This is a genomic window from Shewanella holmiensis, assembly GCF_025370255.1.
In the GTDB taxonomy this organism is placed as follows: domain Bacteria; phylum Pseudomonadota; class Gammaproteobacteria; order Enterobacterales; family Shewanellaceae; genus Shewanella; species Shewanella holmiensis.
The window spans coordinates 1-24,820 of sequence record NZ_JAMTCD010000002.1 but is presented as its reverse complement, the minus strand read 5'-3'; the positions used below and the strand labels follow the sequence as shown (position 1 = coordinate 24,820).

Annotated in this window: 22 protein-coding genes; 7 read left to right on the top strand and 15 right to left on the bottom strand. The window is 41.6% G+C overall.

Annotated elements, in window-relative coordinates:
* Nucleotides 1–102: 102 nt before the first annotated feature.
* From NE535_RS01715 to pepA, 3 genes are all read right to left on the bottom strand, one after another.
* On the bottom strand, nt 103–3,015 hold the full coding sequence (locus tag NE535_RS01715) for a valine--tRNA ligase (RefSeq protein ID WP_261296973.1): 2,913 nt from the start codon (nt 3,013–3,015) through the stop codon (nt 103–105).
* 32 nt (nt 3,016–3,047) lie between these two features.
* Nucleotides 3,048–3,497 (bottom strand): DNA polymerase III subunit chi, encoded by a 450-nt coding sequence (locus NE535_RS01710; protein WP_261296972.1) that lies wholly within the window; start codon nt 3,495–3,497, stop codon nt 3,048–3,050.
* Between the two features lie 157 nt (nt 3,498–3,654).
* Nucleotides 3,655–5,163, bottom strand: a complete 1,509-nt coding sequence (gene pepA / locus NE535_RS01705) for a leucyl aminopeptidase (RefSeq protein ID WP_261296971.1) — start codon at nt 5,161–5,163, stop codon at nt 3,655–3,657.
* A gap of 274 nt (nt 5,164–5,437) precedes the next feature.
* Here pepA and lptF point away from each other — a divergent pair, with 274 nt between their 5' ends.
* The 3 genes from lptF to NE535_RS01690 are packed head-to-tail and all read left to right on the top strand — an operon-like array spanning nt 5,438 to nt 8,103.
* Nucleotides 5,438–6,550 (top strand): LPS export ABC transporter permease LptF, encoded by a 1,113-nt coding sequence (gene lptF, locus NE535_RS01700; RefSeq protein ID WP_261296970.1) that lies wholly within the window; start codon nt 5,438–5,440, stop codon nt 6,548–6,550.
* Entirely contained in the window at nt 6,550–7,614 is a 1,065-nt protein-coding gene (gene lptG / locus NE535_RS01695) for an LPS export ABC transporter permease LptG (RefSeq protein ID WP_261297227.1), read from the top strand. Before lptF ends, lptG begins: the two co-directional genes overlap by 1 nt.
* Nucleotides 7,615–7,662: 48 nt before the next feature.
* Nucleotides 7,663–8,103 (top strand): hypothetical protein, encoded by a 441-nt coding sequence (locus NE535_RS01690; RefSeq protein WP_261296969.1) that lies wholly within the window; start codon nt 7,663–7,665, stop codon nt 8,101–8,103.
* A 92-nt stretch (nt 8,104–8,195) separates the two neighbouring features.
* Here NE535_RS01690 and NE535_RS01685 read toward each other — a convergent pair whose 3' ends face one another.
* The 4 genes from NE535_RS01685 to NE535_RS01670 are packed head-to-tail and all read right to left on the bottom strand — an operon-like array spanning nt 8,196 to nt 9,849.
* Nucleotides 8,196–8,705: an RDD family protein gene (locus tag NE535_RS01685; protein WP_261296968.1), complete on the bottom strand. Its 510-nt coding sequence runs from the start codon at nt 8,703–8,705 to the stop codon at nt 8,196–8,198.
* Nucleotides 8,706–8,716: 11 nt separating this feature from the next.
* Nucleotides 8,717–8,974 carry a DUF2960 domain-containing protein gene (locus NE535_RS01680; protein WP_261296967.1) on the bottom strand — a complete coding sequence of 86 codons (258 nt, stop codon included), beginning with the start codon at nt 8,972–8,974 and terminating at the stop codon, nt 8,717–8,719.
* A gap of 17 nt (nt 8,975–8,991) precedes the next feature.
* A complete protein-coding gene (locus tag NE535_RS01675; RefSeq protein WP_261296966.1) occupies nt 8,992–9,339 on the bottom strand; it encodes a DMT family protein in 348 nt (115 codons plus the stop codon).
* 3 nt (nt 9,340–9,342) lie between these two features.
* On the bottom strand, nt 9,343–9,849 hold the full coding sequence (locus NE535_RS01670) for a GNAT family N-acetyltransferase (RefSeq protein ID WP_261296965.1): 507 nt from the start codon (nt 9,847–9,849) through the stop codon (nt 9,343–9,345).
* A 90-nt stretch (nt 9,850–9,939) separates the two neighbouring features.
* On the opposite strand from NE535_RS01670, the gene NE535_RS01665 reads away from it, so the two are divergent.
* Nucleotides 9,940–10,509 (top strand): DsrE family protein, encoded by a 570-nt coding sequence (locus tag NE535_RS01665; RefSeq protein WP_261296964.1) that lies wholly within the window; start codon nt 9,940–9,942, stop codon nt 10,507–10,509.
* Between the two features lie 13 nt (nt 10,510–10,522).
* Here the strand turns inward: NE535_RS01665 and NE535_RS01660 are convergent, their stop codons facing one another.
* The 5 genes from NE535_RS01660 to NE535_RS01640 form a co-directional block, all read right to left on the bottom strand.
* Entirely contained in the window at nt 10,523–11,227 is a 705-nt protein-coding gene (locus NE535_RS01660) for a substrate-binding periplasmic protein (RefSeq protein ID WP_261297226.1), read from the bottom strand.
* Nucleotides 11,228–11,361: 134 nt separating this feature from the next.
* Nucleotides 11,362–11,991 carry a DUF2913 family protein gene (locus tag NE535_RS01655; protein ID WP_261296963.1) on the bottom strand — a complete coding sequence of 210 codons (630 nt, stop codon included), beginning with the start codon at nt 11,989–11,991 and terminating at the stop codon, nt 11,362–11,364.
* A 98-nt stretch (nt 11,992–12,089) separates the two neighbouring features.
* Nucleotides 12,090–14,393, bottom strand: a complete 2,304-nt coding sequence (locus tag NE535_RS01650) for a bifunctional diguanylate cyclase/phosphodiesterase (protein WP_261296962.1) — start codon at nt 14,391–14,393, stop codon at nt 12,090–12,092.
* A gap of 23 nt (nt 14,394–14,416) precedes the next feature.
* The gene (locus NE535_RS01645) at nt 14,417–16,438 is read right to left on the bottom strand and encodes an ATP-binding protein (protein ID WP_261296961.1); all 2,022 of its coding nucleotides are present in this window, start codon (nt 16,436–16,438) and stop codon (nt 14,417–14,419) included.
* Nucleotides 16,439–16,601: 163 nt separating this feature from the next.
* Nucleotides 16,602–17,231 (bottom strand): peroxiredoxin-like family protein, encoded by a 630-nt coding sequence (locus NE535_RS01640; protein WP_261296960.1) that lies wholly within the window; start codon nt 17,229–17,231, stop codon nt 16,602–16,604.
* A 102-nt stretch (nt 17,232–17,333) separates the two neighbouring features.
* Between NE535_RS01640 and NE535_RS01635 the strand changes: the two genes are divergently transcribed.
* Both NE535_RS01635 and NE535_RS01630 read left to right on the top strand, forming a co-directional pair.
* The gene (locus NE535_RS01635) at nt 17,334–17,552 is read left to right on the top strand and encodes a DUF6500 family protein (protein ID WP_261296959.1); all 219 of its coding nucleotides are present in this window, start codon (nt 17,334–17,336) and stop codon (nt 17,550–17,552) included.
* Nucleotides 17,553–17,604: 52 nt separating this feature from the next.
* On the top strand, nt 17,605–17,979 hold the full coding sequence (locus tag NE535_RS01630) for a nuclear transport factor 2 family protein (RefSeq protein ID WP_261296958.1): 375 nt from the start codon (nt 17,605–17,607) through the stop codon (nt 17,977–17,979).
* 72 nt (nt 17,980–18,051) lie between these two features.
* Here NE535_RS01630 and NE535_RS01625 read toward each other — a convergent pair whose 3' ends face one another.
* On the bottom strand, nt 18,052–19,353 hold the full coding sequence (locus tag NE535_RS01625) for a DEAD/DEAH box helicase (protein ID WP_261296957.1): 1,302 nt from the start codon (nt 19,351–19,353) through the stop codon (nt 18,052–18,054).
* A gap of 231 nt (nt 19,354–19,584) precedes the next feature.
* Entirely contained in the window at nt 19,585–21,378 is a 1,794-nt protein-coding gene (locus NE535_RS01620; RefSeq protein ID WP_261296956.1) for an aminopeptidase P family protein, read from the bottom strand.
* 237 nt (nt 21,379–21,615) lie between these two features.
* Between NE535_RS01620 and NE535_RS01615 the strand changes: the two genes are divergently transcribed.
* Nucleotides 21,616–22,836, top strand: a complete 1,221-nt coding sequence (locus NE535_RS01615; RefSeq protein WP_261296955.1) for a M24 family metallopeptidase — start codon at nt 21,616–21,618, stop codon at nt 22,834–22,836.
* Nucleotides 22,837–22,911: 75 nt separating this feature from the next.
* Here the strand turns inward: NE535_RS01615 and NE535_RS01610 are convergent, their stop codons facing one another.
* The gene (locus tag NE535_RS01610; RefSeq protein WP_261296954.1) at nt 22,912–23,904 is read right to left on the bottom strand and encodes a catalase family peroxidase; all 993 of its coding nucleotides are present in this window, start codon (nt 23,902–23,904) and stop codon (nt 22,912–22,914) included.
* Nucleotides 23,905–24,820: the final 916 nt, after the last annotated feature.

Genomic DNA, 24,820 nt, shown 5'->3' with positions numbered 1-24,820 from the left:
GCTAATTAACTTAGTGTGTTACAGTTTGTTGCATTTGTTTAAATAAATAAAAAGCCAGTACAAATGTACTGGCTTTTGGCTTGGGGTAACTATAAGTTATTGTTAACCTTCTAGTTTAGCCAGCTCAGTTTTTTGTTCGTTTAATTTTTCAATATCACGACTTAAACCAGTCATTTTTTCACGCTCTTTATCAATAACCGCAGCTGGAGCTTTTGCCACAAAACCTTGGTTTGATAATTTACCTTCAATACGGCTAACTTCTTGGCTTAACTTTTCAAGTTGTTTATCGATACGGGCCATTTCGGCAGCTACATCAATTAAACCTGCCATCGGGATCAATAGTTCCATATTGCCGATTAACTGGGTGGTCGACATTGGCGCAGTTTCACCTTCATTCAGAATCGTCATTGACTCTAATTTGGCTAAGCTAGCAAAGAATGGCTGGTTAGCTTCAAGACGAATACGGTCTTCGTAGCTCACCCCTCGCAGTAATGCATTAAGTGGCTTTGATGGGGCAATATTCAGCTCGGCACGAATATTACGTACCGCTACAATCACTTGCTTAACCCATTCAAGATCTGCCATTGCCGCAGCATCAACTTTATCCGCTTGATACGTTGGGAAGCTTGCTAGCATCAAGGTATCACCAGTCGCTCCGGCCAAAGGCTTAACACGTTGCCAAATGGTTTCGGTAATATATGGCATAATTGGGTGCATTAAACGCTGCATTTGCTCAAGCACGGTAACCAAAGTATGACGAGTACCACGTTGCTCTGCTTCGCTGCCATTTTGCATTACAGGCTTAGTTAATTCTAAATACCAGTCACAGAATTGGTTCCATGTGAACTCATATAAGGTATTCGCGGCTAGATCAAAACGGTATGCTGCCATGTGATCTTCAAAGGTTTTCACCGTTTGGTTGAATAACCCAATAATCCAACGATCTGCTAATGAAAGCTTCATCTCACCAGGCTTGCCATCAACTAATAGTTGACCACAATCTAATGGTTCACCTGCTTCATTGCTTTCAGGGTCGGCCTGAACTTCGGTATTCATTAACACATAACGTGATGCGTTCCATAACTTGTTGCAAAAACTGCGATAACCATCAAGACGTTTCATGTCCCAGTTAATATCGCGTCCTGTAGACGCCATTGCCGCTAAGGTAAAGCGTAGCGCATCAGTGCCATGGGCTTCAATGCCATCGCTAAATTCTTTACGGGTACTTTTTTCAATTTTTGCGGCCAACTGTGGCTGCATCATATTGCCAGTACGCTTGCTCACTAAGCTTTCAAGGTCAATACCGTCAATCATGTCTAATGGGTCAAGAACATTGCCCTTTGATTTAGACATTTTGTTACCTGCTTCATCACGAATAAGACCAGTTACATAAACGGTTTTAAAAGGTACTTGTGGCTTGCCGTCTTCATCTTTAATGAAGTGCATGGTCATCATGATCATACGCGCAACCCAGAAGAAGATAATGTCAAAACCTGTTACCAACACATCGGTTGGGTGGAAGGTTTTTAAATCTTCAAGGTTGTCAGGCCAACCTAAGGTTGAGAAGGTCCATAATGCAGAACTAAACCAAGTATCTAATACGTCATCGTCCTGGCGTAAAGTGATGGTATCTGCAAGGTTGTGTTTGCTGCGGACTTCAGCTTCGTTACGGCCAACATACACTTTGCCATTTTGGTCGTACCAAGCCGGAATACGGTGTCCCCACCATAACTGACGTGAAATACACCAGTCATTGATGTCGCGCATCCACGAGTAATACATGTTTTCGTATTGCTGCGGTACAAACTTAATGTCGCCATTTTCAACGGCTTCTAGTGCAGTTTTTGCCATAGGGGCAACGGCAACATACCATTGATCTGTTAGTAACGGTTCGATTACGACACCACTACGGTCACCATATGGGACTTTCAAACCATGTGGAGCAACTTTTTCAAGTAAACCTAAGGTTTCAAATTCCTCCACAATTGCTGTGCGGGCTTTAAAACGGTCAAGGCCAACATAACGCTCAGGTAAAGCGATTTCGATATCTTTGTTTGGGGTGCCGTCAGTGTTAATCACTTCAACATACTCACGTACAGCGGCATCTAAGGTAAAGATGTTGTACATAGGTAATGCATGACGCTTGCCGACTTCATAGTCGTTAAAGTCGTGCGCAGGGGTGATTTTTACGCAACCCGTACCAAACTCCATGTCGACATAGTCATCTGCCACAATCGGAATTAAACGGTTAACGATAGGTAAGTGAATAAATTTACCTATTAATGATTGATAACGCTCATCATCTGGATGTACCGCTACAGCGCTGTCACCTAACATGGTTTCAGGGCGAGTGGTGGCAACTTCAAGGTAGTCTTTACCATCCGCGGTTAATGCGCCTTCTGCTAATGGGTAGCGGAAGTGCCACATATGACCTTGTTTCTCTTTGTTTTCAACTTCAAGATCTGAAATCGCGGTGTGTAATTTACAGTCCCAGTTGACTAAACGCTTACCACGATAAATCAGGTCATCTTCATACAAGCGTACAAACACTTCTTGTACCGCTTTTGATAAGCCTTCATCCATAGTGAAACGCTCGCGATCCCAATCCACCGATGCGCCCATACGGCGAAGCTGTTTAGTAATGGTACCGCCAGACTGTTTTTTCCAGTCCCATACTCTATCCATAAACGCATCACGGCCTAAGTCATGACGGGTTTTACCTTCTTCGGCTTCAATTTTACGCTCAACTAGCATTTGAGTCGCAATACCTGCATGGTCTGTACCCACTTGCCATAGGGTATTTTTACCTTTCATACGCTGATAGCGGGTAAGGGTATCCATGATGGTATCTTGGAATGCATGACCCATGTGCAGGCTACCTGTCACATTTGGCGGCGGGATCATGATGCAATAATTGCCTTGTGATTCATCACCATGTGGCTTGAAGTAACCTTGCTCTTCCCAGTTTTGGTAAAGCGTTTGTTCGATAGACTTAGGATCGTATGTTTTTTCCATGGGGGCGTTTTATCTCAATCTAAATTTAGTGTTTATTCGGCTAAAGTTTGGGTAGAAACTTGGCACCCAAGGGTTTGATAATCACGGTAGCGCTTTCTTGCGATGCCTTTTAGTGTGTCATCATTAGCCACAAAATCGATAATATGCGCCAAGTTTACCGCAAATTGCGGTACTTGGTCTGCAAGATTAATCAGAACTTGGCGACTTTTATTCGGGCCAAGGGTATCAAAGCCAATTTCAACAGGGGCACCGGTAACCGGGCCTTCACCCTTTAAGTTGTGCGGTACAAAGTAGTTTGGTTCAAATTGCCATAATAGTTCATCAATGGCGTATGCCTGTTGCTTAGTTTGACAGTGAATATACACCTGTTTTTGTTGCCTATAATGTTGCTCTGCTAATTGGCAGGCTGCTAAATAGACCGCATCTAATGCACTCATTTGATTATGATTATCAGGCATAAGGTAAAACACGGTTTGTGACATTGTGTTGATGCTTTTACAGGTTAATTCGGTATGGGAGAGTTTACACTAAAAATGTAATGGGGTTAATGGGGGAAACAGCATGCTTTTAAAGGTAATAAAAAAGGCGAAGAGTTAACTCTTCGCCTTTCACAAAATGTCGCTTTATATTGAAATCAACTTATTCGTTGATTTCAATGCCTGAGCGGTTAATCAAGAACTGAGTCAAAATCGGCACAGGACGACCTGTTGAGCCTTTATTTGCGCCGCTGTTCCAAGCAGTACCTGCCACATCTAAATGTGCCCAGTTGTACTTTTTAGCAAAGCGAGACAAGAAACACGCTGCAGTGATTGAACCCGCTGGACGGCCACCTAAGTTAGTCATGTCAGCAAAAGGACTGTCTAACAAATCTTGGTACTCATCCCATAACGGCATACGCCATGCGCGGTCACCACTTTGCTCGCCGGCATTTAAAATCTCATGGGCTAGCGGGTTATGTGAGCTGAATAAACCTGAAGCATGCTTACCCAGTGCAATCACACAAGCACCGGTTAAGGTAGCTGTATCGATTACTAACTCAGGATCAAAACGTTCAACGTAGGTTAATACATCACATAGCACTAGACGGCCTTCAGCGTCAGTATTTAATACTTCTACGGTTTGACCTGACATAGTAGTAAGGATATCGCCAGGGCGGTACGCACTACCTGAAACCATGTTTTCACAACCCGCAAGCACGCCGATAACATTAATTGGCAGCTTCATTTCACACAGTGCTTTCATCGCACCAATAACACCTGCTGCGCCACCCATGTCGTACTTCATTTCGTCCATGGCTTCGCCTGGTTTTAATGAGATACCACCTGAGTCAAAGGTTAACCCTTTACCCACAAGGACAATCGGCTTCTGAGTGCTGTCGACAGCGCCTTGATATTCCATAATAGTCATGATGGATTCATTAGCACTGGCACGGCCTACTGCAAGGTATGAGTTCATACCTAGTTTAGCCATCTGTTCTTCACCTACGGTTGATACTTTTAGTGTTTCGTAAGTTTCTGCCATTTGGCGAGCTTGAGAAGCAAGGTAGGCTGGGTTACAGATGTTTGGTGGCATGTTAGCCACATCACGGCACAGTGTCATACCTTCAGATACTGCAGCGCCATGCTCAATCGCTTTTTCACCAATGGTTAATTCACGACGAGTAGGAACATTAAATACCATTTTACGTAACGGACGACGAGTTTCGCCTTTACGGGTTTTCAATGCATCAAAGCTGTATAAGCTCTGGTGAGTGGTTTCAACCGCTTGGCGAACCTTCCAATAGGTGTCGCGACCTTTAACGTGCAGCTCAGTTAAAAAGCACACAGCTTCCATTGAGCCTGTTTCGTTTAATGTATTAATGGTTTTAGTGATAATTTGTTTGTATTGGCGCTCGTCTAACTCGCGCTCTTTGCCACATCCAACTAGTAATACACGTTCACTCAACACGTTAGGTACGTGGTGTAGTAATAACATTTGCCCTGGCTTACCTTCTAGGTCGCCACGACGAAGAAGATTACTAATGTAACCTTCACTGATTTTATCTAACTGCTCTGCGATACCAGATAGACGGCGAGGTTCGTATACACCAACAACGATACACGCTGAACGTTGCTTTTCGGGGCTACCGCTCTTTACGCTAAACTCCATGAGCACTCCTAGATTCTTAAAGACAAATTTTTATATTTATAAGATAATGTTTGCTTTCGGGCCGAATGGCCGCAGATCAACTTTAAAGTGATAAGCTACTGGCATGTAGGCAAAATAAGCGTTATAACTGAGACGACTTAATTGGCCTGAACCTTAGCTGTTTAGCACCTTCCGAGCTGGTCAGAAAACTATCAAAACTGCTAAAAGTAGACAGTTTACATGAAAGTAACTCTGATACCAGTAAAAAGATACGTTTAGCCCTTGGATCCTATTTGTGATTGTATTTAGATACTTGATTGGCGAAGTTTTAAAAGCACAATTAGCCGTACTTAGCGTGCTGTTAACTATTTTTATTAGCCAACAATTTGTCCGTGTTTTAGGCGATGCCTCAGATGGCGAATTTCCGGCATCATTAGTGATGACATTATTGGGGCTAAATCTGCCTCAACTTACTGTATTAATTTTACCGTTAAGTTTCTTTTTGGGTATTTTATTGGCCCACGGGCGAATGTATGCCGAAAATGAAATGGTGGTATTGCATGGTGTTGGTGTCAGCGAATGGTACGTGACTCGTGTGACATTAATCCTTGCTGTTGTAAATATGCTGTTCACAGCATATTTAGCGCTTTATGTGGCCCCTTGGGCTGAAGAAAGGCAAAACCAAGTGCTTGAGCATGCTCAATCTGAAGCGGGGTTAGCGGCATTAACTCAAGGCCGTTTTCAAACCAGCCCTAACGGCCGTGCGGTGCTTTTTGTTGAGAAAATAAGCAAAGACAATCAGTTAGATAAAGTTTTTGTTGCTCAGTTGCCAGATGGAAATGATGAAAATGGTTTAACGAATATTGTTGTCGCGCAACAAGGTAAGGTGATTGAAGATGAGTATGGTAGTCAACAGTTACAACTTAAAAGTGGCTTGCGATATCAAGGCCGTCCTAATGCCATGAACTATCAAATTATTGAGTTTGGTGGTTATAAAATGGAAATTAAAGAACAAGAGGTCGATGAGCGCGGCCGTAAGCTTTCCGCGATGCCGATTGAACAGTTACTGGATTCTACAGGCCCTGAAGCCGTTGCTGAATTTCAGTGGCGTTTAGCTATTCCATTGTCTATTCCGCTGTTGACTCTCATTGCAGTACCATTAGCAAGGGTTAATGTACGTCAGGGGAAGTTTGCGAAAATGTTCCCTGCGATTCTATTATACCTAGGGTACTTTGGCTTAATGGTAGCTGGTCGTAAAGCACTACAAGATGAGGTTATTCCTGCTTATTTAGGTATGTGGTGGATCCATGCTTGCGCGCTAATTATGGGGATTTTGCTGTTGGGTAAAGAGCGCCCTTCAAAATTGAAGTTACTTAGCCTGTTTAAATCCAACAAGCAGGTGGCATGATGAACATTATCGATTTATATATTTCACGTGTCATTCTCAGTACGTCAGCATTGTGTTTACTGGTACTCACCGGGTTATCGGGCATTATTAAATGGGTTGATCAGCTGAGGGTTGTTGGTCGCGGCAGCTATACCATGATGGACGCTGGCGTTTATGTACTGTATTTAATCCCTCGTGATGTTGAGATGTTCTTCCCTATGGCGGTGTTACTTGGTGCCTTAATTGGTATGGGGATGTTAGCGTCAAATTCAGAGCTAGTGGTAATGCAGGCGTCCGGCATGTCTAGGTTGCAAATCACTCAGTCAGCCATGAAAACGGCTATTCCTTTGATGATTATGGTGATGGCATTAGGCGAGTGGGGCGCTCCAGTAGCGGAGCAATCTGCCAAAGATCTGCAGGCAACAAAGATATCGGGTGGCAGTTTAATTAAGTCACAACGCGGGATTTGGGCTAAAGATGGCGATTTATTTGTTAATATTTCTGAAGTACAAGATATTGATAAATTAAATAATATCACCTTATATAAATTTGATTCACAATCGAAATTAGTACAATTAACCCAAGCAAAAAAAGCTCAGTTTGAACATGAAAAAGATGAGTGGCGTTTAACCGATGTCACCACCACACTGTTATCAGATGAGCGAATTGAATTGGTTGAGACATCTTCTGAACAATGGCGTTCAACCTTAACGCCTGACAAACTCAGTGTCGTATCAGTAAAACCAGAAGCTTTATCTATTCAAGGGCTATTAGGATATTTAGAATACCTAGAAGTCAACCAACAAGACGCCAGTCGATATGAGTTAGCCCTGTGGCGTAAAATTATGCAGCCAGTCACAGTTGCGGTGATGATGCTGGTTGCCTTGTCGTTTGTATTTGGCCCATTACGCACAGTTACCATGGGGGCGAGGGTGTTACTCGGTGTGGTTGCGGGGTTCAGTTTTTACATAAGTAACCAAATTTTTGGTCCAATGAGCATGGTATATAACTTACCCGCAATGGTTGGGGCGGTTGCGCCGAGTATCTTATTTACTGGCATTGCTTTGTATTACATTCGAAAATAGTCTTAACTTATTCACATCGGTTAAAACTTTAGTCAAAGGGAAATTGGCATGAAAATTTATTACTCTTGTGTCGCTGTTGTTATCGCTGCATTAATGATGCCTGCAGCTATGGCTAAAAACGACAAACAAAACGACCAGAAAAGTGACAAATACAGCGAAAAATATAGCGATAAACAGAAAGATAACGACAAAAAGAAAGATAAAAAGAAAGACAAAGAAAGAGACGATCGTTATGACAGAGATGATTATAACGATAACAATAAATCACTTCCACCAGGGTTGCAGAAAAAGGTTGCTGAAGGCAAGCCATTACCACCAGGTTGGCAAAAAAAGCTCGCTAAAGGGGATATATTAAGTCGTGATATTTTCTCTCGCGGTGAAATTGTTTCTCCCCGAGATAGAGATGGAAGAGTATCGGTAAATGTCGATGGCACTGTCATTCGTGTCATGGAAAACACACGTGAAATTATCGATATTTTAAAACGTTAAAATATCAAACTATTGAAACAATAAAAAACGCGCTTAATGCGCGTTTTTTATTGTTTATCATTTTTGAAGCCATGAGTTTTTAGGCTAGGATGTTAAGCTCCGCGCCAATTCCGCATTTGGTTCGCTTCAACAGACAACACCACCACTTCAGAGCGGGTTAGCTTATCTTGTAGCGCGAGTTTGTCACTATTTAGTAGAATAAACAGGTTGCCTACCCCCGCTAAAGACCATACCACACGGGCACAAGCCGTAATGAAACTGAGGTTTTGTCCATTAGGATGCTGTACTTTCAATCGCCAAGCTCGCATCCCTAGGGTTTGACCGCCTTTACTCCAAAATAGCGCATAAAAACCACATACCCATAATGCCAGCCATAACTGGTAAATTCCTTTGTACATCGGCGTATGATTCAAGGTGTCAGAGATATGTTCATAGCCGCCGAGTGAGACAATTCCCATGGTATGTAAACCGTAAAAAATGCCAAAACCTAATGCCCCAGCAATCATATAAACTGCAACTGCCAGCAATAAATCATAAATCATAGCCCCTAGGCGGCGAAAAAAACTCGCGCGAGGGAAATTGGCATGTTCTGTATTTAACATATTAATGCGCCTTATTTCGCTTCATCTTCATCGCGAACAAATTTGATGCTGGTGAAACCAAAACGGCTAAATTCGGTTTGTCGAAACTCTTTTTCCGCTTTGGCGCCTTTTTTAGAGGTTAATGCCACTTGTTTTTCCATCGCAAGAAAACCCGTTAAGTCGATACCTTCAGCCTCAGCTGCCGCTTCGTATAGGTCATGGTGTTTGTCGTAACTAAAGGCTATGGTTTTTGTTTTACCTTTGTAGGTATAAATTACTTGGCGTGCCATTAACAATCCTCACGCGATCACATATCGCTTCTAAAAATAAAATACACTGCACCGAGAATGCATAAACCTGCCCAAAGATAATCTAGTTTAAGCGGCTCTTTGAGGTACCAGACCGCAAAAGGCACAAATATGCTTAATGTAATTACTTCTTGCAGAATTTTTAATTGTCCCACGTTCATAACCGTATAACCAATACGATTTGCAGGAACCTGTAATAAATATTCGAATAACGCAATTCCCCAGCTAACTAACGCTGCGATAATCCAGGGTTTGCTGTTCATCGTTTTGAGGTGTCCGTACCAAGCAAATGTCATAAAGATATTGCTCAGGCAAAGAAGACCTATGGTTATTGCAGTGGGGTGCATGCCTTATTTAGCCTTATCCGCTTGTAGGTACATGTAGCAGGCATCATCACTATAACTGGCTAATGATGTTAATAAAGGCTCACTAACGTTATTAACAGGCTGAAAGCCAAAGCGTTGCCAAAACTCGGTTGCTCCTTGAATAGCGATTAAGCCAATACCAGAAAACCCTAATCTTGTTGATATTTGAACAACATGACTTATCATTTTTTTGGCAACCCCTAAACCTTGGGCGGAAGGTGATACGGCCATGTCGTGAATATACAGGGAGCAGGCATCTTCAATAGAGGTAAAAACACTATCTAGCTTAGGGGCATCGCCTTTTTGCCAGGGGTGAGTCAACACATAAGCCATTATTTGATTCTGGTGTTCATACACCATGCAAGAATTTGGTGACACTAACCATTTACTCTGCATGCTTTGAAGTGATTCTGGAGCAATATCGTGATAACAATTTTGCTGTATCGCCATTATTGCAGGCCAATCGTTAGCGGTAATTTGTCTTATGTTCATTTTAGTACTACACATCAAAAAATCAGCTGCTAGTATATCTTTGATGATAACGGATAAACAACTGGCCCTTTAATGCATTCAAGGAACACGATGAAAACTTTGCCTCAAACCGTCAATAAAATACTTAATCTTGCTTATTTAATCTTGTTAACTTTCAGTATTGGGAGTCATGCGGAGTCTGGACTTTCGGCATTTAACCCCGGAACGGTGATCAAAGATTTTGGCAGGATAGCGGCGGTAAATAATCAGCTACCTATTCCTGAAGATATGAAATTTAAGGTGGCGTTTGATTTGGGACTGGCTGCGGATGAAGGGAAAATTAATCGACAAATAGACACTTTAGCTCGGTTTATCAATATGCATGTGGCCAATGGGGTTAAATTGGAGGATATAGAGTTGGCTATGGTTGTTCATGGTAAAGCGGCAATGGATATGACAGGGAATTTATATCAAAAGCGTAATAAAGGTACCTTAAATGCTAATCAAGCTTTAATCGCTGAATTAACTAAGCATCAGGTGAGATTTTATGTGTGTGGACAAACTGCTGCGTATTATGGAATCGATGTCGAGGACTTACTTCCTGGTGTCAATATGGCGTTATCGGCATTAACTGCCCACGCAATTTTGGCTCAGCAAGGTTATAGTCTAAATCCATTTTAACCATCAAAATGGATTACTGAGTGAGGACTATTTTCTTGGTGTACTTATCGATAATGGTATCAATGGTGCCATCTGCTTTAAGTTGGGCAATGGCCGTATTGATTTGCGGTAATAATCCCTGATGTTCTTTGCGCAAACGCATCACTAGCACGCCATTAGAATGTACTGCAGCAAGGACCACTTTTTGATTAAGTTTATTGCTCCAATAAAGCGCTGGCAGGTCGCCAGAAATAGCCGCTTGAATTCTATTTTTGTGTAACGCCTTAATCAGTTCTCTTTCTGAGGTAAAATCAACCCGAGTAAACAGACTGTCATCGTGATACAGGTACCCCCTGACCGTACCGATGGGCTGATCTTTTATGACTTGAATATTAGCCCATTTCTGTTCATTTTCTTCAAGGGTAATGACGTTTTCTTTTATTTGAATGATTGCATCTGATTGAACAAAGCTTGTGCCCATATCTTCATTTGGAAACCAACTCGGACTGACTAAATCAAAATCCAATAAACCAGTTTCTAACGCTTGATTAGTGCGCTTGGGGGGGTAGTTATGCTTCTCATTTTTAATTTGTGCCAACATTAAAATTTGCGGGACAATTTCCGCTAAAATGCCAGGTTGTTCTGGTTGGTTTGGGATGTAATAAGGCACCCAACTACTCGAGCCATTAATATTATATTTTAATACGACGTCTGCAACAGCGTTGCTGCAGACAAGCATAAGTACAAATGACCCTAAGGCACAAAATAAAGGTTTCAATGATTATCCTTTTTTGAAAACAACCTATGTATTAGGTATATCAGTTTAAGATAAATATTCAACCTTTTTAGTTGTTGGTTATACTCACTTTGGTCTTACTCTATCGCTAATAAACACAGGCTTTGGTGTTGGTTTTGGGGGGTGACTAAGTAAGTTTTGTGATGTTTGATGAGACTGTTCTTTTTATTCGCCTGACTTAGCAACAATCCGTGAGCTAAAGCATTTTTTGCTAGTGTGTTTTCATTACCTCTAACATAAAGTGCGATAGGTTTAATGATTTGAGACTCTTTACAGTGCAATTGAAGTTGTTCACTACAAATAACGACACTTGATTGCCCATCACCTTCTAACTTTAATTTGGTTGATAATGGTGTATCTGTCACCACTAACCAATTTTGTTGTTTAAAGTCAGCAAGCATTGCCTCTAAGGCCATCGCTAGTTCTGTCGTTTTAGCGGTTTGATATTGCAAAATGATGCGCTCAAGAAGCAGCTTCAATTGTGCTCCAGCACCTTGACTTCGACCTAAACGAATCCACTGAGTTAAATCATCAGCTACCAGTTTTGAAAAACGTTTTGTTTTAAGGGCATCGACCATCCAACTGCATAAAAAGTGGCTTTCTTGTGCTAAGGTACGTTGGCCTTTATGCGATTTATTGGATTCGGTTAAATCGTGAATACCCGCTAAAGCCAATTCGAGTACTGCTGCGTTATAAGTTTCAATCATGCTTTTATCTATTCCAATGCAGATGTTTTATCATTAATGCATAGTCGGTTTGGTTATATGATGCATAGTGTACTTTGAGTGGATTCATTTCGACATGCTTATATCTGATATTGTGCTGATAAGTTGAGAACTTGTTCGATAGTTAATGGTTTGAAAAAATAAAAACCTTGAATCACATTAACGCCCATCTTTTTGACAACGGCAAGTTGCTGCTCTGTTTCGACGCCTTCAACAATCATTTCTTTGCCAAGTTTGACGCCCATATGAATAATACCCTCTAGAACGATTTGGGCATTTTTGTTGTCGACTAAATGAGACACAAATGCACGGTCAATTTTGATGGTATTTAAAGGTAATCTTAGTAAATACCCTAAAGATGAATAACCAGCCCCAAAATCATCCAGGCACACAGTAAACCCATAATCCGCCAGTCTGTCTAATTCTCTGATCGCGGAATCAGAATGAATTAAGGCATTCTCAGTGATTTCTAGCTCCACCCTATCTAAACCAATATTGGCCTGTCTAAAAATAGCGAAAAGATCATCAACAAAGGTTTCATGGTTAAGTGAATTTGCTGACAAGTTAATTGAAATAGGATGGGTAATTTGAGGGTAGTCATTAAGCATTTTGCAGGTGGCTTTAGCCACGTATAAATCGACATCATAATATAAGCCTGACTTCTCGACAGCGGGAATAAATGCACCTGGTGGAATAGCGCCTTTTTCTGCATGATTCCAGCGCAGTAAAGCTTCATAACCTATGATAGTTTCATCTGGTGTATGAACTTTAGGCTGTAACACTAAGAAGAGTTCTTGATGGGTAATTGCATTACGCAAGTCGTTGAGTAAGTTCATTCTATTGTAGGAGTCAACTTCATAACCAGAATCAAACAGCTCGCCAGAGCCTCTGCGGTTTTCTTTGGCAACTTTCAATGCAATTTCAGCATGGCGAAGCAGTAACCCAGCATCAAAACTGGGCTCAATATCATGACGACTATCTTGAGGTGGATGTTGAATATATTCTTTAGAATACTGAGCGGCACCAACCGTGACACCTAAACGAATGGAGTGTTCGTCAATGTTGAAAGGGAATGAACTTCTTAGGGCTATATCTTGTGCTTTAGTTCGGCCGTTGGGCAGTAGCAATGCAAACACATCAGAATGCAAGCGGGCGAGCAACACTTCATCACCATAAGATGATATTAAGTGGGTTGCGATGCGTTTGAGGATTTTATTACCAAACTCATAGCCCAGACTTTCAATAATGTTATGAAAGTAATCAACATCAATTAAATATAGGCAAATATTATCGCCATGTTGGTGATGGTAGGCGCGCGCATAATCGATAAAACCTGCGCGGCTGTACAAACCAGTTACGTCATCATAGTAGGCGGCTTTGTTCAAATAGTTAAAGAATTTGGCATTTTCTAGGCCTACAGCGACATTCATGCAAAAAACCTGCAATAGCTCCTGGTCAACAAGTTTTAGCTTTGCTGCTTTTTCAGCCACAATAACACCTTCCCAAAGTGAAGGTGTCGACAAATACAGGCAGCTGAAGTCGTCATTAAAAAGATGCGCTTTTTGCTTTAGTACCTGATGTACCGCTTGAATAGCACGGTCTTCACTATCTAGCTTTGTTAACCCTTTACCAAAGAGGGGTTGATATTTATGGCTGGCCGCCACCACGACATAATCATCACTTTGGCTGCTAATAATGGCTGACGGGCCATTTTGCGGCCGCTGAGATACACAAAAAATACTTTCTGCTTCAATATCAAATAGTGCCCCTATTTGATTTAATACGCCGCTAGAGAAATCAAAAACAGAGCGCTCTTGCAGTAAATTGGATGAAGCATCAATAATGGCGCGTAACCCTTGACGGCTTTTTTCTAACGCGGTGATTTGTCGATAACTGCGAATGCCAGTAGCTAGTGCGGTGAAGAGTTTGGCACGTGTAAGTTCGCTTTTGGTTTTGTAGGCATTAATTTCATAATCAATAATGACTTTTTCTTCGGGGGCAAAACCAGGTTGACCTGTGCGTAAAATGATTTGCACGAATTTGTTTTTAAGCTCTTCCCGAATACGTTTTACTAGCTTTAAACCTGCATCATCGGTTTCCATCACTACATCAAGCAGTACCAATGCCATATTGGGATTATCTTTGATGATGTTATAGCCTTCAGTGGCATCATAGGCACTCACAAATGCCAAAGGTCGCCCGAGTATTTCTACCCGAGATAACGCCAGTTTAGTCACTTCATGCATGCCAGGCTCATCATCAATAATCCCGATAATCCAAGGTTCAGCTTTTTGTACTGTTTGTTGCTCAATGATGTTTGTCGATGCCGGTGTATCAGTACTATCTGGTTTATCGTTGATTATTTTTAAGAAAAAATCGCTCATTACTCACGCTCCTTGTGCGGTAATTACTTGGGTGCACTGATAGGTATAATAAGGGTAAAGGTGGTGCCATTGTGACTAGCGACACTAATATCGCCGCCTAAAATATTATTAACTATGTTATAGACAATATTCATACCGAGACCCGATCCACCTTGACCAAGTTTGGTGGTAAAGAAGGGATCAAATATTTTATCTATGTGACTAGCGGGGATCCCAACGCCATTGTCGCTGAATTGCAGCTTTATTCTATCGTTCTGTTCCAGGTTAACTTTGACATTGATGTCACCATTTTTTGCGCCATCAAATCCATGAATAATGGCATTATTAAATAAATTGGTGATGACCTGACCAAAAGGCCCAGGAAAACTGTCCATCATAATGTCTGATGGGCAATCAATTGAAATGGTATAAGTAGAACGCTTAATTTGATGTTTTAAGGTATTGAACACTTCATTGAGCATGTCATCGAGTAAAAATGTTCGACGTTTATCACTTGATTGATCTATTGCCACTTGTTTAAAGCTATGGATTAGTTCAGCTGCACGATTAAGTGCTCGCTGCATGATCACCAAACCTTCCAGACTTTCTTGTTCGAACATTTCTAAATCAGATAAATTTAGTTGTCCCGTTTTGGCTTGAGTCACGAACTCTTTTACTCGGGATTCAAATGTTGAGCTAATGGTTACCGCAATGCCTATCGGAGTATTAATTTCGTGAGCTATGCCGGCGACCAATGCCCCGAGAGCGGCCATTTTTTCACTATTTATCAATTTTTTCTGAGCTTGTTGTAAGGTATTTAACGCTTGCTGTAACTTGTCGCGTTCAAGTTCTAGTTGCTGTTTATATTGAGTTTCATTGTGTTGTAATTCGTCAAGCTGACGTAAGTCCTGCTGAAACTTTTCGACATTATTGAATACATCACCTAGCTCATCATCATTATGGATAAATTGAATGTTTCGCTCGCCAAGGCGTAAAGCATCGACTGATTTAGCCAGTTTTTCTATCGGTAAGTAAATTGTTCGTTTAGTATAAAAACTTAATGATATTAATAAAATGATAGTTATCATGGCACACAGTGCTAACAAAATAATACTGCCGACATTCGTACTTTTTAGATCTTCAAGCTGGTTAATAACTTGGTTAGATGTGCTGTTGATGAGTAATGTCATTTGTTGTTCAATGTCAGCGATTTGTGTTTGTTTCATTTTATGAAATGCATGGGTTGCCGATGACAATGATTCAGGGTTATATAATTTAAATAATCGATGCCCGTCGTCAAGCAACTGCTTAAATAGCTGCTTTATATAAGCTATATCAGCTATTTCATCATCATCTTGCTCTAAGGGTTCGAGCAGTTTTAGCCATTTAACAAACTCTTGTGCATTCTCATCAAATTCTTGTTGCGCATTCTTATCATTCAGTAAGTAGCGTGTTAATGCATTCTGCATGTCGCCAGCGTCATCGACTAACCGAAGATAATATTCAATGGCAGGAATATCATCGTGGCGTAATTCATCCTCATCCGAACTTTCTTGAGAGCCTTTTATTTCATCTTTTGCCCGTAAATCCAGAATCTTTTCTAATGGTGTCGCGGTCGTCTCGAGTAAGTTGGTCGCAATGTTTTTAGCGGCTCTTTCATCGACAGGATTGTAAGTATTAAATATAAGCGTTTGATATAGATTATTGAGTGTATTACTCAATTGATTGACATGGTTAAAAGCGGTTACTTGTTCATCGTTGGTTAATAGCTTTTGTTGGGAAATGTTATCTTTAATCGATTGTAGAATGCTTAAATTAACTTGATACTGCTGTTTTTGATCTTCATAACCAAGCAGATACAAGGCAGCATTGGTTTGCATACCTTTTAGCGTGGAGTTCATCGATGTGATGGCGATTTCTAGTGGTAAATCTGCATGCAAAATGGCATTACTGGTTAGCAGCATTTTTTGGCTTGTAAAAGCAAAAATGCTGGCAATAAGAATGACCAGTAATGTAATCGAAATAAAGACCTTGTTAAGCTGGGTCAGGATTGATTTGCGAGCCATAGCCATATTTGTAGAATATTGAATGGCTTAAGTGTAGCAAAGGATATTTAAAAGGAAATAAAATAAACACAAAAAAAAGGTATAACAAATACTGTTGTTATACCCAAAGTGGAGCATGGAAGTGAGGTGGAATTTGAGGTTATTTCCTTAAACAGTGTTTAGGTTATTTTAGTAAACGGGCTGCCGATAAAATCAACTCTGGTGCGGGGCGCACCTTGTAATTTGGATTGGCATACATAAATTGAATAAGACCTGTTTTGTCGCTCATATAAATAGCAGGTACAGGTAACACTAATCGCGCTTCCCCCGTAGGCAGGTTAAATAAGGTGTTAGAAACCCCTAACTTTGCCTGATACATTTTTGTGACCTTATCACTAGTATAGAATGCTAAGCCAAATGATTGAGCTGCCTGCATTTTTTCATCGGACAACAATAGATAATTGAGTTTATTTTTGGTAATTGAAGCTTTGAGTTTTTCTGGAGAGTCAGGAGAAATACCCACTAACTGGATATTCATTGCCAACAACTTAGATTCAATGGCTTGCAGTTGTCCCATTTGAACGTTGCAAAACGGACACCAGCCGCCACGGTAAAAAAACAATACGGTATTTTTATGGCTAACTAACTCTTTTAAATTAACATCTTCACCTTCAACGGTTTGCAAGCTGATGTTTGGGATCTCATGACCGTTTAGCAATGGGCTTATATTGTTTTCATCTATTGCGATTGGTTTGGCTATGGTGATGAAACTAGAAAGCGCTATCGCAGCAGTGATGATTAATTTAGAAAGCATACAGTGTCCTGAAAGTGTAAAAGTGTGGATTAATGCTATAGACCAGAAGATGGAATAAAAACTTTCAGCAATAGTAAAAATTGATGACAACAAGGAGATAAAATGCGTCAAACATTAAGAAAAACTGTGATAGCCGTGTGTCAGCGTAAAATCCAGCAAAAAGGTGACAATGTTGGCTTATCCTTTTATGCCTTTTTTGCCAATAAAAATGATCAACCTGAACTGTTAATGGAGGCGGCTACTTGGTGGATACAAACCCATCAACTAGACCATTTTGAAAAGGCGGTAAAGATTATGGCTTTGGTTAAAGATGGGAAATAGATTAATGAAGATAAATGATTTTTGTGGGTTAACCATTAAGGAAATATGATAGATGCCAAGCGATTATAGTGCACAGGAGTTAGCGACTATTGCACTGATAGACAAACAGTTAGATGCTTACAATGCCAGAGATATTGAAGCCTTTGTGGCTACTTATCATGATGAAATTGAAGTTTTTACTTTAGTCGGTGGGCTGCAATATCAGGGCAAGGAGATCTTAAAAGCAAAATACGCTGCTAAGTTTGCTGGGCTTAAATATTTACATGCCACATCACTAACCCGGATTGTACATGGCCAGTATTTGGTTGACCATGAGTTAGCTGAGTCTGCCAGTGAAGATGAAAATAACATTGATAGAAGTGTCAAAGTGATTGCCGCCTATGAAGTTGAACATGGTCTTATTCGGCGAGTAACTTTTATGGGCTAACCATATGCTTTTATAATAAAAAAGCGCCACCCAAAGGTCGCGCTTTATAGCTTAATTCAACCAAGATTGAAGTTACTTAATCTTTTTATATTTTACCGAATCTTTGGTTTTACCCACGGTAACACGTCGACCTTGCATACTTTTTTCTGCAATCATCTGTGCGCTAGCGCCGTCATCACGTTGCTTACTTTTTGCAAAGCTGCGGCGTTTTTGGATCTGCTTCAGTAACAACTCGCGGTTACTCACTTCATAGCCAGGTACAGTAATGCGACGAATTTTTTGACCGATGAGTTTTTCAATATCAGCTAAGGTACGTTCTTCTTCACGGCTTACAAATGAGATAGCAATACCTGATTTTCCAGCACGGCCTGTGCGACCGATACGGTGGACATAATCCTCGGCTAAGAAAGGTAGGTCGTAATTTACAACGTACTGTAAATCAGGAATGTCTAAGCCGCGAGCCGCCACCTCGGTTGAAACCAAGACGCGGATTTTACCTTCCGTAAACTCACGTAATGCACGGCGTCGACTACCTTGGGCTTTCTCGCCGTGAACCACTGAGGTAGGAATACCATCTAAATTAAGTTCAGTTACTAAGCGGTCACAGTCTTCTCGTGTGGCGCTAAAAACCATGACTTTATGCCAATTTTTGGTGCCGATAAGTTCAGATAATAACTCGCGTTTGCGACGTTGCTCGACAGGGTAAACCACCTGACTAATAGTGTCAGCGGTACTGTTTTGGTCGTTCGCCGCAATAATTTTAGGCTTGTCTAACATCTCATTCGCCAGTTTTTTAACCGCGGTAGAGAAGGTGGCAGAAAACAGTAAGTTTTGACGATTTTTATTCACGGCTTGCATAATTTTTTCAATATCGGCACTAAAGCCCATATCTAACATGCGGTCTGCTTCATCTAATACTAAAAAGTCGACATGGGATAAACTTAAGTTACACGATAAAATGTGTTCTAGTAATCGACCTGGTGTTGCCACAATCACATCGGTACCCCGTTTCATTTTAACGGCTTGGCTGTCCATTTTTACGCCGCCATAAATGGTCAATACATTGATATCCATGTATTTACCGTAGGCAGTAATGTTGTCAGCAACTTGAGCGGCTAATTCACGTGTTGGCGTTAAAATCAGTACGCGGGTGTTTGAGGCGATTCTATCTTTAGGCTTTTCCATCATTTTTTGTAAGATAGGTAAAGCAAATGCAGCGGTTTTACCTGTACCTGTTTGGGCACTGGCTAACACATCCGAACCACGGCGAATGGCTGGAATGGCTTGACGCTGAATAGGGGTCATTGTCTGATAACCGCATTCAGCGATCGCGCGGAGTAGTTCAGGTGCGAAGCTAAAAGATTCAAATTTCATGGTTTCAGTTCCTAATTAAGCAGCAAGCCGACTGTCTATTCGGCGGGGATGTTGGCATTTTTGTGTATATATCACGTCATAGCTTGGCATATTCATGCCATAACTGTTCGTTTTTGACGGGCGCGGAGTATACCAAACTTTTGGATAGAGTTTGTATAGTTCTTGCGCTTTATCAAATAAAAACGGCGATCTGATGAGGATCGCCGTGGTGTGTTGATAAATTTTATCGACTTAAATTGCCGCGGTTACTTTATTTAACCATTTTAAATCATCACCTTGCATAAATGGTGTTAAGGTTTCACGTACTTTGGCGTGATATTGATTAAACCAGTTGATTTCAGCTGTAGTGAGTAATGACTTGTCAATCAAACGGGCGTCTATTGGGATCAATGTAATTGCATCAAACTCATACATTTCACGCTCGCTACCAGTTAACGCCGCGCAGTGTTGTACTATCACCAAGTTTTCTATACGAATACCAAAGCCATTTGTACGGTAGTAACCAGGCTCGTTCGATAACACCATGCCAGGTACTAAAGCGACATTGTTGACGTTTTTACCGATACGCTGTGGGCCTTCATGTACACTTAAAAAGTGACCAACACCGTGCCCAGTGCCATGATCATAATCAAAACCATGTTGCCATAAGTGTTGGCGTGCAAAGGCATCAAGCTGTTGACCTGAAGTGCCTTTAGGGAAGCGGGCTAAATCTAATGCAATATGGCCTTTTAACACCAAGGTGACCATTTTTCGTTGTTCGTCGCTGACATCGCCAATGGCAATTGTGCGGGTAACATCCGTAGTGCCATCTAAATATTGCGCACCAGAATCCACTAGATAGATACTGTTCATTGTCATGGTGCTAGGCGTGCCATTATTATGATTGTAATGGCACATCGCAGCGTTTGGACCAGTAGCTGAAATCGTGTCGAAGCTTGGCTCGCGGTAAAGTGAATCTTGTAAACGATAACTCTCTAATTGCGCGGCTAATACGGCCTCATCATGCATAATGCCTTGTTCAACTTGGTTATCTAGCCAAGCTAAAAAGCGTGAAACGGCAACGCCATCACGCACATGACAAGCTCTCATTCCCGCTAGCTCAGCAGCATTTTTTTGTGCCTTGGGTAAAGCAACAGGATCAAGTCCGGCAATCAGTTTTGCGCCAGCAGCCTGAGCTTGCAGCTGTGAAAATGCGTTGGCTGAATGCGGGTCGGCTAGTAATTTTACGCCTGTTAATGCGGCTAATGCTGTTGCCAGTTCGGCTTCATCTTTTACTGTTACGCCTTGACCTACGTGTTCAGTAAAACCACTAGGCACTTTGCTTAGGTCGGTAAATAAGGTCATGTCGCCATTGGTTGCGAGTAATGCGCTACCTAAAATCACCGGCAAGCGAGGGACATCGTTGCCACGAATATTAAGTAACCAGCAAAAAGAATCTAGTGCAGCAATAAGCGCGACATCAGCACCTTGTTTTTTAACTAAAGCGCCTATTTGCTGACGCTTATCTAGGCTGTTTCTTCCTGCTCCCTCATGGCTGAAAAGTGTGAAAGGAGAGGTTGGCAGTTGTGGACGATCTTGCCAGTGCACATCAATCGGGTTTTGCTTTACATCGACTAACTCAATGTCAGCTTTATCAAATTGCGCTTTAGCTTGTTGGTACCAGGCTAAGGTATGTAAACGGCTATCAATACCCACTTTGCTTCCCGCGCCTAATGTGTCAACTAGCCACTCAATCTGAGGGTCATCAGTAAGGCTTAAATACTGGAACAAAGTACCGTCAACTTGCTGCGGAACCTGAACGGTATAACGGCCATCAGTAAAGATGGCCGCTGTGTCTTTTAACACAATGGCCATGCCTGCAGAGCCTGTAAAACCTGTGGCCCAACGAAGTCGTTCATTTCTCACTGGAACGTATTCACCGAGATATTCATCAGCGCGAGGAATAATGAAAGCATCGATATTTTCTAGGGTAAGTTGCTGGCGAATAGCGCTTAAACGTTCTGCAATAACAGCTGATTGGGACATAAAGAGTTGGCTCCAGTGGTAGGATTGAGCAAGAAAGTAACGTGGCCTGATTATCTCAAGCTCGGATGTTATGTTGCAAGTTAACTGTATTTTAACTTGACCTAACCAATTGTAACTTTATATTGTATACAATTTCAATCGTACAACACATAGTATTATTATCCCCCATCAAACACCTGTATATGGTAGTTTGAACAGAGGATATCAGTTACTTATTCACTTTATATTGGAGTAAAAATGACAATAGGTATTGGCGGTGTTAGTCCACAACAAGCCCTTGATGGCTTAAATAATATGACTCAAGATGTTGCACCTATTGCCTTATCAGAGTTTGAGGCGCGTATCGCCAAAGCGCAGCTTATTATGCAGCAACAAGGTATTGATGCGGTTTACTTAAATGCGGGTACCAATCTTTATTACTTTACCGGAACCCGTTGGTACGCCAGCGAGCGCTTAGTGGGTGCCATTTTACCGGCTACTGGAAAGGTGCAATATATTGCTCCAGCTTTTGAGCTTGATACATTGCAGGGCTTCATGGTGGTAAAAGGCGAGGTGAATACCTGGCATGAAGATGAAAGTCCTTATGTGTTAGTTGCGACGAGGCTTAATCAAATGGGGTTTGATATTACTCGGGCAAAATTAGCCATCGATGAGTCAACATCCTATTTTATCAGTAATGGTATTGCTAAAGCCGCGCCACAATTAACCCTGGTTGATGCTAAAACGGTTACGGCAGGTTGTCGGATGATTAAATCATCGACAGAGCTAGCGTTGATTCAACAGGCGATGAATATGACCCTTGAGGTGCATAAAGCTGCGGCCAGTATTTTACACGAAGGCATTACAACTGATGAAGTGGCAGCCTTTATCGATGCTGCGCACCGAAAAGTGGGGGCGAGTCGTGGTTCTTATTTTTGCATTGTGTTGTTTGGCGAAGATACCGCATATCCACATGGCGTTAAGTCGCCTAAAGCTTTATCCAAAAATGATACGGTGCTAATTGATACAGGTTGCCAGTTAGAAGGCTATAACTCAGATATCACCCGTACTTATGTGTTTGGTGAACCCAGTGCCCGTCAACGTGAATTATGGCAATTAGAACAACAAGCTCAGCTTGCGGCGTTTAATATCGCTAAAGTTGATTTACCCTGTGGTGATGTTGATACGGCGGCAAGACAAGTATTAGAAAAAGCAGGCTTTGGCCCTGGCTATGCCGTACCAGGATTACCGCATCGTACTGGCCATGGTATAGGTTTAGATATTCATGAGTGGCCATATTTGGTGAAAAGCGATCGCACGCCTTTAGCCGCGGGGATGTGTTTTAGTAATGAACCTATGTTATGCGTACCAGGGGAATTTGGTATTCGTCATGAAGATCATTTTTACATGACTGCAGATGGGGCTAAGTGGTTTACCTTACCCGCCAAATCGATTGATGATCCTTTTTACCTTGGATAACTAACGCGAGTCAATTGGCAATATATAAGCCTCCATCAGCCTAAGTTGATGGAGGCTTTTTATCTGGTGCGTTGTTTAGTTACGTCTAATAAAAGATTCAATATAAGCAGCGGAGCGAGCATTCAATATCGGATCAGCCGACGGCGCTATGCCTTTAGGCAATTGTAGTGGGTTAAAAATACCTTTATCACACTCAAGCGTGGCTTTTGCATCGTCATGCTGACCGTTAATAATCACTTGGCCGATTAATAGTCGTGGTCTAGAGGTAGGCCAAACTATGGTGGGATCATTGACGTTATCTTGTTTTTCTGCAAGTTGAACAAACAGATCCCAGGTTGCTGGTGTCGTGCTAATACGCTCAATCAATTCCTTGTGTAAAAAGTTATCTGGCTTTTGAGCTAGCTCATCGGCTGATGCGGTTATCACGCCATTAGCTGGCTCAAAAATCCATCTTCCGGCAACTGGTGCACCATTTTTTGAGTTGAACATAAAGCTATTGACACCAAAATAGCGGTTGTCTGCATAACTGATCGTCGGCGGCAGCTTTTTTATATAATCAAAAAAAGCCTTAGCATCAGGTTTATTGTCAATCAACCATTGTTTGCCATCATTACCTTGTTTTACTTTGGTTTGAAATGTAAAAAAATCCTCAAGATTACTGGCAAAAAACACCTCGGCATTTGAGGTGACAAACTGTAGGCTTTCAGTATCACCATTTAGCTTTAGTGACATGAAGCGACCTGCAGTTTTATCTGATGATTGGGGATTGGTGCCACCTAATGAAAAACGGGCAACGATATCAATATTGGCTTGCGTGAAAAACTCAATCGCGAATGTATCAGTGATTTGAGGATTGGGCTTAAACACACCAGAAGTACAAAATCCGTTGGCATGATTGCGTAATTTCACTTTTTTACCCGCATCGCGACTGAGGTTATCAGGGGTACCGTTTACGGCATCAACTAATTCAGAGATTGTTCTTTCTGTGGCTGCAGCAGGTAACATCAACATGGGAATGGCAGTAAACAGACTTGCTTTGACTAGCATTGACAGTGTGCGAGTTTGCATAGTAATCCTTTTGCATAGTTTTTCTGGGTACAGGATAAAGAAAGGCTTAAGGTGATATTTATTTCACCATTACAAAAATAAAATGCTTGATGACAAACAATCTAAACTTACCATGATAAGTAATGTTGGTTTGTTATATTTTTTATGTTTGGCTGAGCAGTGTGAGCAGTGTTAGCAGAGTTAGCAGAGTTAGCAGAGTTAGCAGTGTGAGCAGTGTGAGCAGTGTGAGCAGTGTGAGCAGTGTGAGCAGTTTTGGTTTAGTGTCTAGCTGCGTTGGAATTGGTTATGCCCCACTTTTTGTTTGGAATATGGCCTACGGCCACTAACGTCGTGGCGCTTCGCCCACACCAGACCAAAGGGGCAAAACGCACGCTTTTTTTACAAAAGAAGCCCTTTGGAAACCCTCAGCGCCCCAGACGAAAAATGCTGAAAAGCGCATAATTTTCGATGGGGTACGATCCAGCTTTAAACCTCAAATGTAGTCCGCTTCGGCCATTGTCACCTAATATAAAAAATATCCTAACGCTTCCGATGGGCCGTCCATGGCCCAACGAAAGCTAGCGTGGCATCCATGCCAAGCTCACAGCCTTTTTTTCGATGACCTCAATTCAAACCGAACATCCAAGCTTTTCTTATGGAATTGTTACGAATGAAGTTACATCGAAGATGTGAAAATTTCGGGTGCAGATGAGCCAGCGAGTATCCAAAACATGGATGTTTTGGTTAAGCCCACATGGATGCGCTTGCGGCGTCTCGCTGGATTATCTGCACATAATGTCGCTCTTTCACATCCATGTGATCGCGACATTTTGTTCATCCTGAACATCCCTGCGGCAGGCAATGGGTTAGATTGACGCTATGGTCTTCCATAATTGAGCAGAGATAAATGAATTAGACTGTGGGTGTCTGTAACTCA

Excerpts from the sequence above, each read along its gene's own strand:
- NE535_RS01655 (WP_261296963.1), bottom strand. The coding sequence starts at position 11,991 with ATGATTGAAACTTATAACGCAGCAGTACTCGAATTGGCTTTAGCGGGT.
- NE535_RS01650 (WP_261296962.1), bottom strand. The coding sequence starts at position 14,393 with ATGAGCGATTTTTTCTTAAAAATAATCAACGATAAACCAGATAGTACT.
- NE535_RS01670 (WP_261296965.1), bottom strand. The coding sequence starts at position 9,849 with ATGAACATAAGACAAATTACCGCTAACGATTGGCCTGCAATAATGGCG.
- NE535_RS01710 (WP_261296972.1), bottom strand. The coding sequence starts at position 3,497 with ATGTCACAAACCGTGTTTTACCTTATGCCTGATAATCATAATCAAATG.
- NE535_RS01640 (WP_261296960.1), bottom strand. The coding sequence starts at position 17,231 with ATGCTTTCTAAATTAATCATCACTGCTGCGATAGCGCTTTCTAGTTTC.
- NE535_RS01625 (WP_261296957.1), bottom strand. The coding sequence starts at position 19,353 with ATGAAATTTGAATCTTTTAGCTTCGCACCTGAACTACTCCGCGCGATC.
- NE535_RS01635 (WP_261296959.1), top strand. The coding sequence starts at position 17,334 with ATGCGTCAAACATTAAGAAAAACTGTGATAGCCGTGTGTCAGCGTAAA.
- NE535_RS01665 (WP_261296964.1), top strand. The coding sequence starts at position 9,940 with ATGAAAACTTTGCCTCAAACCGTCAATAAAATACTTAATCTTGCTTAT.
- NE535_RS01690 (WP_261296969.1), top strand. The coding sequence starts at position 7,663 with ATGAAAATTTATTACTCTTGTGTCGCTGTTGTTATCGCTGCATTAATG.
- pepA (WP_261296971.1), bottom strand. The coding sequence starts at position 5,163 with ATGGAGTTTAGCGTAAAGAGCGGTAGCCCCGAAAAGCAACGTTCAGCG.
- NE535_RS01685 (WP_261296968.1), bottom strand. The coding sequence starts at position 8,705 with ATGTTAAATACAGAACATGCCAATTTCCCTCGCGCGAGTTTTTTTCGC.
- lptG (WP_261297227.1), top strand. The coding sequence starts at position 6,550 with ATGAACATTATCGATTTATATATTTCACGTGTCATTCTCAGTACGTCA.
- NE535_RS01620 (WP_261296956.1), bottom strand. The coding sequence starts at position 21,378 with ATGTCCCAATCAGCTGTTATTGCAGAACGTTTAAGCGCTATTCGCCAG.
- NE535_RS01680 (WP_261296967.1), bottom strand. The coding sequence starts at position 8,974 with ATGGCACGCCAAGTAATTTATACCTACAAAGGTAAAACAAAAACCATA.
- NE535_RS01715 (WP_261296973.1), bottom strand. The coding sequence starts at position 3,015 with ATGGAAAAAACATACGATCCTAAGTCTATCGAACAAACGCTTTACCAA.
- NE535_RS01630 (WP_261296958.1), top strand. The coding sequence starts at position 17,605 with ATGCCAAGCGATTATAGTGCACAGGAGTTAGCGACTATTGCACTGATA.
- NE535_RS01645 (WP_261296961.1), bottom strand. The coding sequence starts at position 16,438 with ATGGCTCGCAAATCAATCCTGACCCAGCTTAACAAGGTCTTTATTTCG.
- NE535_RS01610 (WP_261296954.1), bottom strand. The coding sequence starts at position 23,904 with ATGCAAACTCGCACACTGTCAATGCTAGTCAAAGCAAGTCTGTTTACT.
- NE535_RS01615 (WP_261296955.1), top strand. The coding sequence starts at position 21,616 with ATGACAATAGGTATTGGCGGTGTTAGTCCACAACAAGCCCTTGATGGC.
- NE535_RS01675 (WP_261296966.1), bottom strand. The coding sequence starts at position 9,339 with ATGCACCCCACTGCAATAACCATAGGTCTTCTTTGCCTGAGCAATATC.
- NE535_RS01660 (WP_261297226.1), bottom strand. The coding sequence starts at position 11,227 with ATGCTTGTCTGCAGCAACGCTGTTGCAGACGTCGTATTAAAATATAAT.